Annotated in this window: 12 protein-coding genes and 1 pseudogene; all 13 read left to right on the top strand. The window is 56.8% G+C overall.

The window, feature by feature from the left end; translation table 11 throughout:
• Positions 1–348, top strand: a 348-nt coding sequence (locus PSSD_RS23815) for a phage tail sheath C-terminal domain-containing protein (protein ID WP_304949877.1), incomplete at its 5' end; no start/stop codon positions are given.
• A gap of 12 nt (positions 349–360) precedes the next feature.
• Entirely contained in the window at positions 361–876 is a 516-nt protein-coding gene (locus tag PSSD_RS23810; protein WP_058973936.1) for a phage major tail tube protein, read from the top strand.
• A gap of 60 nt (positions 877–936) precedes the next feature.
• A complete protein-coding gene (locus tag PSSD_RS23805; protein WP_058973935.1) occupies positions 937–1,245 on the top strand; it encodes a phage tail assembly protein in 309 nt (102 codons plus the stop codon).
• Entirely contained in the window at positions 1,242–1,382 is a 141-nt protein-coding gene (locus PSSD_RS28390) for a GpE family phage tail protein (RefSeq protein ID WP_072215029.1), read from the top strand. Before PSSD_RS23805 ends, PSSD_RS28390 begins: the two co-directional genes overlap by 4 nt.
• A pseudogene (locus tag PSSD_RS23800) lies at positions 1,375–4,049 on the top strand (phage tail tape measure protein). Before PSSD_RS28390 ends, PSSD_RS23800 begins: the two are co-directional and overlap by 8 nt.
• Positions 4,046–4,531, top strand: coding sequence for a phage tail protein (locus tag PSSD_RS23795; RefSeq protein ID WP_058973934.1), 486 nt, complete (start codon positions 4,046–4,048; stop codon positions 4,529–4,531). The pseudogene PSSD_RS23800 and the gene PSSD_RS23795 overlap by 4 nt, the downstream one beginning before the upstream one ends.
• Positions 4,528–5,625 carry a phage late control D family protein gene (locus PSSD_RS23790; protein WP_058973933.1) on the top strand — a complete coding sequence of 366 codons (1,098 nt, stop codon included), beginning with the start codon at positions 4,528–4,530 and terminating at the stop codon, positions 5,623–5,625. Before PSSD_RS23795 ends, PSSD_RS23790 begins: the two co-directional genes overlap by 4 nt.
• A gap of 76 nt (positions 5,626–5,701) precedes the next feature.
• Positions 5,702–5,920, top strand: coding sequence for an ogr/Delta-like zinc finger family protein (locus PSSD_RS26875; protein ID WP_072215028.1), 219 nt, complete (start codon positions 5,702–5,704; stop codon positions 5,918–5,920).
• Positions 5,921–6,178: 258 nt separating this feature from the next.
• Positions 6,179–7,072 (top strand): site-specific tyrosine recombinase XerD, encoded by an 894-nt coding sequence (gene xerD, locus PSSD_RS23785; RefSeq protein WP_039331831.1) that lies wholly within the window; start codon positions 6,179–6,181, stop codon positions 7,070–7,072.
• A 22-nt stretch (positions 7,073–7,094) separates the two neighbouring features.
• On the top strand, positions 7,095–7,808 hold the full coding sequence (gene dsbC / locus PSSD_RS23780; protein ID WP_039331829.1) for a bifunctional protein-disulfide isomerase/oxidoreductase DsbC: 714 nt from the start codon (positions 7,095–7,097) through the stop codon (positions 7,806–7,808).
• A 6-nt stretch (positions 7,809–7,814) separates the two neighbouring features.
• Positions 7,815–9,542 (top strand): single-stranded-DNA-specific exonuclease RecJ, encoded by a 1,728-nt coding sequence (recJ, locus tag PSSD_RS23775; RefSeq protein ID WP_058973932.1) that lies wholly within the window; start codon positions 7,815–7,817, stop codon positions 9,540–9,542.
• A 263-nt stretch (positions 9,543–9,805) separates the two neighbouring features.
• Positions 9,806–10,904 (top strand): peptide chain release factor 2 gene (prfB, locus tag PSSD_RS26870; protein WP_102135998.1). Its coding sequence is split into 2 segments (ribosomal slippage): positions 9,806–9,880 and positions 9,882–10,904, totalling 1,098 coding nucleotides; the frame shifts between segments, so codons are not numbered across the junction.
• A gap of 9 nt (positions 10,905–10,913) precedes the next feature.
• Positions 10,914–12,434: a lysine--tRNA ligase gene (gene lysS / locus PSSD_RS23770; protein WP_058973931.1), complete on the top strand. Its 1,521-nt coding sequence runs from the start codon at positions 10,914–10,916 to the stop codon at positions 12,432–12,434.
• Positions 12,435–12,559: the final 125 nt, after the last annotated feature.

Below are 12,559 nucleotides of genomic sequence, written 5' to 3'. Positions count from 1 at the left end.
GACGACGCGCTGTTTGCCTTCGAGTGTTACACCCGCACCGCGCAGGTGCTGATGGACACCATGGCCGAAGCGCAGATGTGGTCCGTTGACGGCGCGCTTAACCCGTCGCTGGCCCGCGACATTATCGAGAGCATCCGCGCGAAGCTGCGCAGCCTGGTCAATCAGGGCTATCTCATCGGTGCGGACTGCTGGCTGGATGAGAGCGTGAACGATAAGGACACGCTCAAGGCGGGCAAGCTGCTGATCGATTACGACTACACGCCGGTGCCACCGCTGGAAAACCTGCTGCTGCGTCAGCGCATCACCGACCAGTATCTGGTCAACTTTGCCAGCCGCGTCAGCGCATAAGGAGACGGAAACATGGCATTACCCCGCAAACTCAAGCACCTGAACCTGTTCAACGCAGGTAACAACTGGCAGGGGCTGGTTGAGTCCCTGACCCTGCCCAAGGTCACGCGCAAGTTCGAAAAATATCGCGGCGGCGGTATGGCCGGTGCGGTGGACATCGACATGGGGCTGGACGACGGCGCGCTGGATACGGAGTTCACCGTGGGCGGCACCGAGTCGCTGCTGTTCAAACAGCTCGGCACCGAAACGGTGGACGGTATCCAGCTGCGCTTTACCGGCTCTATCCAGCGCGATGACACCGGCGAGGTGCAGGCGGTCGAGCTGGTGACGCGTGGCCGCTACAAGGAGCTGGACTCCGGCGAATGGAAGACCGGCGAATCCAGCACCACCAAGGTGTCCGCGACCAACAGCTACGCCAAGCTGACCATTAACGGTGAGGTGGTTTACGAGATTGATATCGTGAACATGATCCACATCGTGGACGGCAAAGACCTGATGGAGGCGCACCGCAACGCGCTCGGCCTGTAGTTAATCCGGCGGGCCTCGCGCCTGCCGCTTTTCATCCTTTTATTTTCATGGAAACGCATCATGACAGACAAAACTGCACCATCTGAAAAAACCGTTGTGCTGGACACCCCGATCCTGCGCGGCAAAACCGAGATTAAAAGCGTCGTTGTTCGCAAGCCGCAGTCCGGCGCACTGCGCGGCACCCGTCTGCAGGCGCTGATGGACATGGACGTGAACGCCATGATGGTGGTGCTGCCCCGCGTTACCAGCCCGGTGCTGACCACGCAGGAAATCACTGAAATGGACCCGGCGGACCTGCTGTCGCTCTCCGTTGAGGTGGTGACTTTTTTGTTGCCGAAGTCGGCGCTGTCAGCTTCCCTGATGGCCTGACGGTCGAAGATCTGGTAGCCGATATTGCTACCGTTTTTCACTGGCCGCCGCCGGTTATGTACGCGGAATCCCTGACGGACGTGCTGGCATGGCGGCATAAAGCGATTCAGCGAAGCGGAGCCGGTGACGATGAGTGACACAAACCTGCGGCTGCAGGTGGTACTGAGCGCGGTGGATAAAATCACGCGCCCCTTTCGCAACGCGCGCGACGGCTCAAAAGAGCTGGCCGCCGCGCTTAAGGCCAGCAAAGACGGCCTGAAAACCCTGAACGAGCAGGCGGGGCGCATTGACGGATTCCGCAAATCGCGCACGCAGCTTGCCATCACGGCCAACAATCTCAAGGCCGCCCGCGAGGAAGCGGCGCGCCTTGCCGTGCAGTTCAGCGAGACCAACCGCCCCACCGCCGCACAGGCCCGCGTGCTGGAGCAGGCGAAGAACCGCGCCAGCCAGCTGCAGCAGACCTACAACGGACTGCGCCTGTCGGTCCAGCGCCAGCGCGAGGCGCTGAGTGCCGCGGGCATTGACACCAAACAGCTGAGCGCCGCACAGCGTCAGCTGAAGACAGACGCGCAGGCGGCAACCGGAGCCATTGAGCGCCAGCAGGCGGAGCTGCGCAGGCTGGGTGAGCGGCAGCAGAAGCTGGCGGCCATTCGTGCGCGCCATGAAAAGCTGACCGAGACGCGCAACAAGCTTGCCGGAAACGGCGCGGGGATGGTTGCCACGGGCGCGACAACGGGTGTCACTCTGATGGCCCCGGTGCGGGCCTATGCGGACTCCGAAAATGCCGCCACGCAGCTTGCCGCCTCCATGATGGGGCCGGGGGCGAAAGTACTGCCTGAGTATCTGCAGATTAACCGTCTGGCGGTGAGCCTGGGCGACAAGCTGCCCGGCACCACGGCAGACTTTCAGAACATGATGACCATGCTGCGCCGTCAGGGGATGTCTGCGCAGGCGATACTCGGCGGGCTGGGTGAGGCCACGGCCTATCTCGGCGTCCAGCTGAAGATGGCGCCAACGGATGCCGCTGAGTTTGCGGCGAAGCTGCAGGACGCCACGCAGACCAGCGAAAAGGACATGATGGCGCTCACCGACATCATCCAGAAGGGTTTTTATGCGGGCGTCGATTCGGACAACATGCTGCAGGGCTTTGCCAAAATAGGCAGCGCGATGGACATCATCAAGATGAAAGGCATTGATGCTGCCAAGGCATTTGCGCCACTTCTGGTAATGGCAGACCAGCAGGGTATGGATGGTGGTTCGGCAGGGAACGCATATCGAAAAGTGCTGCAATCCATGATGGATTCAAAAAAATCAAAGGAGTAAACAAGGACCTTAAAGGTACGGGCATTAAATTCGATTTCACAAACGGCAATGGAGAGTTTGCCGGGATTGAAAAAATGTATGCCCAACTGGATCAGTTAAATAAGCTCAGCACAGAAAAGCGCCTTCGCACGCTAAAAGATATGTTTGGAGATGATTCCGAAACGCTCCAGGTACTGAGCAACATGATTTCCAAAGGCCTCGTTGGGTACCGTGAAACTGCCGCCAAGCTCGACAATCAGGCCTCATTACGCGAGCGCGTGGATGCCTCACTGAAGACGCTGGCAAACCGCTGGGACGCGGCTGGCGGTTCGTTCACCAATGCCCTGTCGGCGATTGGTGCCACCGTTGCGCCTGACCTCAAGCGGCTGGTTGACTGGCTGGGAAACCTTGCCAGCGCCTTAGGTAATTTTGTACAGCAGCATCCGCAACTGACGGCGGCGCTGTTCAGAATGGCCGCCGGATTTGCTATCGCTGTGACGGCCATTGGCGCACTGTCGCTGGCAGCCGCTGCCATTCTCGGGCCGCTGGCGCTCATTCGCATGAGCTGCAGCGTGCTGGGTATTAAAGCGTTCAGCGCGTTCGGGCTGATTAAGAGCGCTATTGGCATCGTCGGCAATGGCGTGCTTTGGCTGGGTCGATTGATGATGGCGAACCCCATTCTGGCTGTGATTGGCCTGATTGCTGCCGGCGCGTTTTACATCTGGCAGCACTGGGACACGCTTGGGCCGAAGTTTGCCGCGCTGTGGGACGCTATCAGTACCAAAGTCAGCAGCATCTGGACGACCATCCGCACCTACATCAGCACCAAGTGGGATGAGATTGTGTCCGACGTGCAGGCGCTGCCCGCGCGTTTTCAGGAGGCGGGGTCGCAGATGATTGACGGCCTGCTGGCAGGCGTCAGCCAGAAGTGGGATGCACTGAAAAGTAAGTTTTCCTCACTCACCGACTATCTGCCGGACTTCCTGAAGCCCGGTGGTGACAAGACAGGCGCGCCACTTATACCACCCCGTCCTGCGGCGGTGAATATGGACGGCAAAGTGGTGTTGCCGCCGGGCGGATTTCCCCGCATGTATGACACCGGCGGCAATATCCCGTCCGGGCAGGCAGGGATTGTGGGGGAAAACGGCCCGGAGCTGATTAACGGTCCGGTGAACGTGACCAGCCGCAGGCGCACCGCGCAGCTTGCCGCCATGGCTGCGCTGGCGCTGGGAGGGGCAGCCGCACCCGCCACCGCTGCACCGCTGCACCCCATGAGCCTGCCTGCACCGTCTCTGGCAGCCAGCGCGGGCAGCGGCGGCAACGCGGCAGGGCAACCGGCCATCGTGATGCACGGGAAATACGATATTCACATCATGCAGCAGCCAGGCCAGAGCGCGAACGATTTACTGGACGAGCTGATGCGCAGGCTGGAGGCCAGAGAGCGTCAGGCGCAGGCCCGCGCCCGCAGCAGCTACCGCGACAGGGGAGGATTTGACGAATGATGATGACGCTGGGCATGTTCGTTTTCATGCTGAAAACGGTCCCGTATCAGGAGCTGCTGCTGCAGCGCAGCTGGCGCTTTCCCGCGAATAATCGCGTGGGCGTGCGCCCGTCGCTGCAGTTTCTCGGCCCGGACAATGACACGCTGACGCTCTCCGGCGTGCTGCTGCCGGAGATTACCGGCGGCAGGCTGTCGCTGTTTGCACTGGAGCAGATTGCGGAGCTGGGCCGCGCCTGGCCGCTGATTGAGGGCAGCGGCACCATTTATGGCATGTACGTGATCGAGAGCCTGAACCAGACCAAAGCGGAGTTCTTCAGCAGCGGCGTGTGTCGTCGTATCGAGTTCACGCTCACGCTGAAGCGCACCGATGAATCGCTGGGTGAAATGTTCGGCAGCCTCAGCGATCAGCTTTCCGCGATGCAGAGCGCCGCGACCACCGCCGCCGGTAAGCTCACCGCTGCAGCGGGAGGGCTTTTATCATGATGGTAAACCAGTGGATAAACGGGCAGTCCAGTTCACCCGCCTTCAGGCTTACGCTGGAAGGTGCTGATATCACGCAGAAGCTTGAAAAGCGGCTGCTGAGCCTGACCCTTACGGATAACCGGGGATTTGAGGCGGACCAACTGGACATTGAGCTTGACGACGCCGACGGCCAGTTGAGTTTACCGCGCCGGGGCGTATCGCTTTCGCTGGCGCTGGGCTGGCAGGGGGAAGCGTTGTTTCCGAAGGGCACCTATACGGTGGATGAAATTGAGCACACCGGTACGCCAGACCGTCTGGTGCTGCGGGCACGCAGCGCGGATTTCCGGCAGACGCTGAACACGAAGCGGGAGAAGTCCTGGCATAAAACCACCGTCGGGGAGATGGTGAAAGATATCGCCGGGAGGCACAAGCTGACGGTGGCGCTGGGTGAGGATATGGCAAAAATGGACATTGACCACCTCGACCAGACCAACGAGTCAGACGCCAGTTTTCTGATGCGGCTGGCAAAGCAGTGCGGTGCGATCGCATGCGTGAAGAACGGCAGCCTGCTGTTTATCCGGCAGGGGCAGGGTAAGACCGCCAGCGGAAAAGCGCTGCCGGTCATTACGCTTCAGCGCAAAGATGGAGACGGCCACCGGTTCACGCTGGCAGACCGTGACGCTTACACCGGCGTCATTGCGAGCTGGCTGCATACCCGTGAACCGGCCAAAAAGCCTCAGGCAAAAGTTAAGCGCAGGCGTAAAACCACGGCAAAGAAGACAGAGCCGGAGGCAAAGCAGGGCGACTATCTGATCGGCACCGATGAAAACGTGCTGGTACTGAGCCGCACCTATGCAAACCGTGCCAACGCCGAGCGTGCCGCAAAGATGCAGTGGGAGCGTCTGCAGCGCGGTGTTGCATCTTTCTCCATTCAGCTGGCGCGAGGTCGTGCGGACCTCTACACCGAAATGCCAGTGAAAGTGAGCGGGTTTAAGCAGGCAATTGATGCAGGGGAATGGATCGTCACCACGCTGACTCACAGCCTGAGCGCAGACAGTGGGTTTACGACGAGCGTGGATTTAGAGGTGAAAATAGATTCCCTTGAGATGGATTAGACCTTCTATGAAAGTGCGAAAATGTATACAATCCATCAGAAAGTTCGTAAATGAAATCAGTGGCGAGGGTGTATAAATGATGAATTGTCCATTATGCGGGAATGCAGCTCACACTCGCAGCAGTAGTCAGATATCCAAGGATACAAAAGAGCGGTATAACCAATGCCAGAATATAAATTGCGGCTGCACCTTTAAGTCACTTGAGACGGTATCCGCAATCATCATGAAACCTGCAGAAGTGACCCCCGTACCGCCTCATCCAAGTAGGAATGTTCAGCACGTTCTATGGCTTTGAAAAAAACTTTAAAAAAATAAACCCGCATTGCGGGTTTTTTTGTAGGAGTAGTAATAAATTTGCCGCCAATTTGTCGCCAATGACTAATTTAGCATTTGTTAAGCTATTGAATTTTATTGTTTAAATAATCATTGTTCAAAATAGACCGATATTCATGCAATTAATGCTCTGACTGATACTCACTTTGGCGCAATTGTACCAGAAGCAGGTGACTTTCAGGCATAATGAGCACGATTTCACACGCGCTGGAGGGGAACCGTGCAGGACAGCGATCTGATAGAACAGTTTCTGGATGCGCTCTGGATTGAGCGAAATCTGGCGCAAAACACCCTTGCGTCGTATCGCCAGGATCTGCAAACGCTCACCGGCTGGTTACATCATCACGAACGAACCCTGGTGACGCTGGAAGCGCCCGATTTACAGCAGTTTCTCGCCGAACGCGTCGAGGGAGGCTACAAAGCCACCAGCTCAGCACGCACGCTCAGCGCTATACGCCGCCTGTTCCAATATCTTTATCGTGAAAAGCTGCGCAGTGATGACCCCAGCGCGCTGCTTTCTGCACCGAAGCTGCCACAGCGCTTGCCAAAAGATCTCAGTGAAAAACAGGTCGAAAGGTTATTGCAGGCACCGAGCATCGACGTTCCGCTTGAGCTGCGTGACAAAGCGATGCTGGAATTGCTGTATGCCACCGGCTTGCGCGTGTCGGAGCTGGTGGGGCTCACCATCAGCGACATCAGTTTGCGTCAGGGTGTAGTGCGCGTGATTGGTAAAGGCAACAAAGAGCGCCTTGTGCCGTTAGGTGAAGAAGCCATTTACTGGCTGGAGCATTATATGGAGCACGGGCGTCCCTGGCTGTTGAACGGCCAAACGCTGGATGTGATGTTCCCCAGTAACCGCGCGCAACAAATGACCCGACAGACCTTCTGGCATCGCATCAAGCACTATGCCACTCTGGCAGAGATCGACAGCGAAAAACTGTCGCCGCACGTGCTGCGTCACGCATTTGCCACACATTTACTGAACCACGGCGCGGATTTGCGCGTCGTACAGATGTTGCTGGGCCACAGTGACCTCTCGACAACCCAAATTTATACGCACGTTGCTACCGAGCGCCTGCGTCAGTTACATCAACAGCATCATCCGCGCGCCTGAGCAGCGGCAACAAGGATTAGAGATGAAAAAACAGTTAACGATGCTGGCATTGTTGGTCAGCGCCTTTACCGGTCTGGCTCATGCCGATGACAGCGCCATTCAACAAGCTTTGAAAAAACTCGGGCTGCAACAGGTTGAAATCCAGCCATCACCGTTGCCGGGGATGAAAACCGTATTAACCGAAAGTGGCGTACTCTACGTCAGCGAAGACGGTAAACACATGATCCAGGGGCCACTGTACGATGTCAGCGGTGCACAACCGGTGAACGTCACCAATCAGCTGCTGGATAAAAAAATCAGTGCGCTGGCTCCAGAAATGATCGTCTACAAAGCGCCAAAAGAGCAGCATGTGATTACCGTGTTCACCGATATCACCTGTGGCTACTGCCGTAAGCTGCATGAGCAAATGGCGGACTACAATGCGCTGGGCATCACCGTGCGCTACCTGGCTTTCCCGCGTGAAGGGCTGCATGGTCAGGTGGAAAAAGCGATGCGCGCTGTTTGGTGCAGTGCCGATCGCAACAAAGCATTTGATGCGGCAATGAAAGGCGATGCGCCACAAATGGAAGCGCCAGAGACCTGCAAAATCAATCTCGATAAACACTATCAGCTCGGCATTCTCTACGGGATTCAGGGCACACCTGCGATCCTGACGGATACCGGCGCGATGATCCCCGGTTATCAAGGCCCGCAAGAGCTGAAACAGGTACTTGATGGTCAGAAGCGGGGCGGTTAATTCACAGTGATTCATTCTGTCGAACTGCGTCGGCGTGAAGCCCAGGCCGACGCCAGCTTACCCGATCATTTACCGCCGCTGCTGCGTCGTCTTTATCTGCAACGTGGTGTGCAGGATGCCGCCGAACTTGAGCGCGGTGCCAAACATCTGCTGCCATGGCAAACATTGGGTGGCATTGAACAAGCCGTGACGTTGCTGCATCAGATGCTGGAATCGGGCCGCCGCATTGTGGTGGTGGGTGATTTCGATGCAGATGGTGCCACCAGTACGGCACTCACCGTGCTGGCGCTGCGCAGTCTGGGCGGCAACGTCGATTATCTGGTGCCCAACCGCTTTGAAGATGGTTATGGCCTGAGTCCGGAGGTGGTGGAGCAGGCGCGTGCACGTGGTGCGGAGATGATTCTCACCGTGGATAACGGCATCTCTTCCCATGCTGGCGTCGACACCGCGCATCAGCACGGTATTCCGGTGTTGGTCACCGATCACCACTTGCCCGGCGACACGCTGCCACAGGCTGAGGCGATCGTTAACCCCAATCTCAACGACAGTGAATTTCCTTCGCGCTCGCTGGCGGGCGTGGGCGTGGCGTTTTATCTGATGCTGGCGCTGCGGGCCCATTTACGGAAAAAGAACTGGTTCAGCGATGGCCGTGCCGAACCCAATCTGGCGGAGTTGCTCGACTTAGTTGCGTTGGGCACCGTGGCTGACGTGGTCCCGCTGGATGCCAACAACCGCATTTTGGTGTGGCAGGGCTTAAGCCGCATCCGTGCCGGGAAATGCCGTGCCGGCATCCGTGCGCTGCTGGAAATTGCTAACCGTGATGCGCGCCAGCTGGCCGCCAGCGATCTCGGTTTTGCCGTGGGGCCTCGCCTGAATGCGGCAGGTCGCCTGGATGATATGTCGGTTGGCGTGGCGCTGCTGCTCACGGAAGATATTGCCCAGGCGCGCATGCTCGCCAACGAACTTGATGCGTTAAACCAAACGCGTAAAGAGATTGAACAGGGCATGAAAAGTGAGGCGCTGGCGCTGTGCGATGAGCTGGAGCGCCAGCACACGGATTTGCCGCTTGGCCTTGCGTTTTACCATCCCGAGTGGCATCAGGGCGTAGTGGGGATTCTGGCATCACGCTTAAAAGAGCGTTTCCATCGCCCGGTGATCGCCTTCGCGCCCGCTGGAGATGGCACCCTGAAAGGCTCTGGCCGTTCGATCGCTGGCTTGCATTTGCGTGATGCGCTGGAACGACTCGATACGCTCTATCCGGGCATGATGATCAAATTTGGTGGTCACGCCATGGCCGCCGGTCTGTCACTGGAAACCGAGAAGTACGATCTGTTCCGTGAACGCTTTGCCGCGCTGATTGACGAGTGGCTGGATGGTGAAGCGTTGCAGGGCGTGATTTGGTCTGATGGTGAACTGCATGCGCAGGAGTTCAGCCTGCGCACCGCCGAAATGCTACGTGAAGCCGGTCCCTGGGGCCAGGCGTTCCCGGAACCGGTATTCGATGGGCAGTTCAAACTGCTGCAGCAGAAGCTGGTGGGTGAACGTCACCTGAAAGTGATGATTGAACCGCTGGGCGGCGGTCCGCTGCTGGATGGCATCGCCTTCAACGTTGATACCACCCTGTGGCCAGACACCAGCGTGCGCCAGGTGAAACTCGCTTATAAACTGGATATCAATGAATATCGCGGCAACCGATCGGTGCAGCTGATTATTGACCATATCTGGCCTCAGTAACGTCACAACACATCCAGGTGCGCATAAATGCGCACCCTACAATATGGCCTAACCTATTCCGGGGCATGTTGTGGGGCGCCATTTATGGCGACCAAAAGCCCAAGATGCGCATCCAACAACATGCTCCGATCTCTGTAGGGGCGCCATTTATGGCGACCGAAAACAACCGGGGAGCAATGCTACAAACTGAGCGTGCTTTCGGGTAAACTACCGCGTTACGTTTTATCTCCTATCACCGATTCGTCAAAAAAGACTGAAAAGCCATGTTTGAAATTAATCCGGTCAAAAATCGTATTCAGGACCTCAGCGAGCGCAGCGACGTTCTTAGGGGGTATCTTTGACTATGATGCCAAGAAAGAACGCCTCGAAGAAGTAAACGCCGAGCTGGAACAACCTGACGTCTGGAACGAACCAGAGCGTGCTCAGGCGCTGGGCAAAGAACGTGCTTCACTGGAAGCCGTGGTGGAAACCTTAGACCACATGCGTCAAGGCCTGGAAGATGTGCAGGGCTTGCTCGATCTGGCCGTTGAAGCCGACGACGAAGAGACCTTCAACGAAGCCGTTGCTGAACTCGATGCACTTGAAGTGAAGCTGGGCGAACTCGAATTCCGTCGCATGTTCTCCGGCGAATATGACAGCGCTGACTGCTACATGGATATCCAGGCCGGTTCTGGCGGCACCGAAGCGCAAGACTGGGCCAGCATGCTGCTGCGCATGTACCTGCGCTGGGCGGAAGCCAAAGGCTACAAAACCGAAATCATTGAAGAGTCAGATGGTGAAGTGGCTGGGACCAAATCTGCCACCATTAAAATCATCGGTGACTACGCGTTTGGCTGGCTGCGCACGGAAACCGGTGTCCATCGCCTGGTGCGTAAGAGTCCGTTTGACTCCGGCGGCCGTCGCCACACCTCATTCAGTTCGGTGTTTATTTACCCGGAAGTGGATGACAACATCGATATCGATATCAATCCAGCCGATCTGCGTATCGACGTCTACCGTGCCTCGGGCGCGGGTGGTCAGCACGTTAACAAAACCGAGTCTGCGGTGCGTATTACCCACTTGCCGACCAACATTGTAGTGCAGTGCCAGAACGACCGTTCACAGCATAAAAACAAAGATCAGGCTTTCAAGCAGCTGCGTGCAAAACTGTACGAATATGAGATGCAGAAGAAAAACGCTGACAAGCAGGCTGCGGAAGATAATAAATCCGATATCGGCTGGGGCAGCCAGATTCGCTCTTACGTGCTCGATGATTCACGTATCAAGGATCTGCGCACCAGCGTAGAGACGCGCAATACTCAAGCGGTGCTGGATGGCGACATCGACCGTTTTATTGAAGCAAGTTTAAAAGCAGGGTTATAAGGAACCGACATGTCTGAACAACAACCGCAGAGCGCTGATGCCGCCCTTGAGTTAAACAACGAACTGAAAGCGCGTCGCGAAAAACTCAGCGCGCTGCGTGAAAAGGGCATCGCGTTTCCCAATGATTTCCGTCGCGATACCACCTCCGATGTGCTGCACGCCAGCTATGACGCCAAAGAAAACGAAGAGCTGGAAGCACTCGGCGTCGAAGTGAGCGTGGCGGGTCGTATGATGACGCGTCGCATCATGGGTAAAGCCTCCTTCGCCACGCTGCAGGATGTCGGTGGCCAGATTCAGATCTACGTTTCACGTGACGATCTGCCAGAAGGCGTTTACAACGAGCAGTTCAAGAAGTGGGACCTCGGCGATATCCTCGGCGCGCGCGGTAAGTTGTTCAAGACCAAAACCGGTGAGTTGTCGATTCACATCACTGAGCTGCGTCTGCTGACTAAAGCATTGCGTCCGCTGCCGGATAAATTCCACGGTCTGGCCGATCAGGAAACCCGCTATCGCCAGCGTTATCTGGACCTGATCTCGAACGACGCTTCACGTAACACCTTCAAAGTGCGTTCTAAAATCATGGCCGGCATTCGCCAGTTCATGGTTAACCGTGACTTTATGGAAGTGGAAACTCCAATGATGCAGGTGATCCCTGGCGGGGCGTCTGCCCGTCCGTTTATCACCCATCACAATGCGCTCGACATCGATATGTACCTGCGTATTGCGCCAGAGCTGTACCTGAAACGTCTGGTGGTCGGTGGCTTTGATCGCGTATTCGAGATCAACCGTAACTTCCGTAACGAAGGTATTTCGCCACGTCATAACCCAGAGTTCACCATGATGGAACTCTACATGGCGTATGCGGATTACAAAGATCTGATCGAACTGACAGAAAGCCTGTTCCGTACCCTGGCGCAAGACGTACTGGGCACCACCGAAGTGCCTTACGGTGACCACACCTTCGATTTCGGTAAGCCGTTTGAGAAGCTCACCATGCGTGAAGCGATCAAAAAGTACCGTCCAGAGACTGACCTGAACGATCTGGAAGACTTTGATAAAGCGGTCGCGATTGCGAAGTCGCTGCACATCAAAGTGGAAAAGAGCTGGGGTCTGGGCCGCGTAGTCACTGAGATCTTCGAAGAGACCGCAGAAGCAAGTCTGATTCAGCCGACCTTCATCACTGAATATCCGGCTGAAGTGTCACCGCTGGCACGTCGTAACGACGAGAACCCAGAAATCACTGACCGCTTTGAGTTCTTCATTGGCGGCCGTGAAATTGGTAACGGCTTCTCCGAGCTGAACGATGCAGAAGATCAGGCTGAGCGTTTCCTGCAGCAGGTAAATGCCAAAGATGCTGGCGATGACGAAGCGATGTTCTACGACGAAGATTACGTCACCGCACTGGAGCACGGCCTGCCGCCAACCGCAGGTTTGGGTATCGGTATCGACCGTATGGTGATGCTGTTCACCAACAGCCACACCATCCGTGATGTGATCCTGTTCCCAGCGTTGCGTCCGACCGGTAAATAAAACTGGGTTGCCCTCACCCTAACCCTCTCCCACAAGTGGGAGAGGGGGACTGTCCGCAGTTATCTCTGATTCCTGTGCGGTTTTCTCCCTCTCCCTGTGGGAGAGGGCCGGGGTGAGGGCATCAG

The sequence above is a fragment of the Type-D symbiont of Plautia stali genome (assembly GCF_001485335.1).
Lineage (GTDB): Bacteria > Pseudomonadota > Gammaproteobacteria > Enterobacterales > Enterobacteriaceae > Pantoea > Pantoea vagans_C.
The sequence above is the reverse complement of the archived record's forward strand: the minus strand, read 5'-3'. Positions and strand labels throughout refer to the sequence as shown.

Excerpts from the sequence above, each read along its gene's own strand:
- PSSD_RS23810 (WP_058973936.1), top strand. The coding sequence starts at position 361 with ATGGCATTACCCCGCAAACTCAAGCACCTGAACCTGTTCAACGCAGGT.
- PSSD_RS26875 (WP_072215028.1), top strand. The coding sequence starts at position 5,702 with ATGATGAATTGTCCATTATGCGGGAATGCAGCTCACACTCGCAGCAGT.
- PSSD_RS23790 (WP_058973933.1), top strand. The coding sequence starts at position 4,528 with ATGATGGTAAACCAGTGGATAAACGGGCAGTCCAGTTCACCCGCCTTC.
- lysS (WP_058973931.1), top strand. The coding sequence starts at position 10,914 with ATGTCTGAACAACAACCGCAGAGCGCTGATGCCGCCCTTGAGTTAAAC.
- dsbC (WP_039331829.1), top strand. The coding sequence starts at position 7,095 with ATGAAAAAACAGTTAACGATGCTGGCATTGTTGGTCAGCGCCTTTACC.
- PSSD_RS23805 (WP_058973935.1), top strand. The coding sequence starts at position 937 with ATGACAGACAAAACTGCACCATCTGAAAAAACCGTTGTGCTGGACACC.
- PSSD_RS23795 (WP_058973934.1), top strand. The coding sequence starts at position 4,046 with ATGATGATGACGCTGGGCATGTTCGTTTTCATGCTGAAAACGGTCCCG.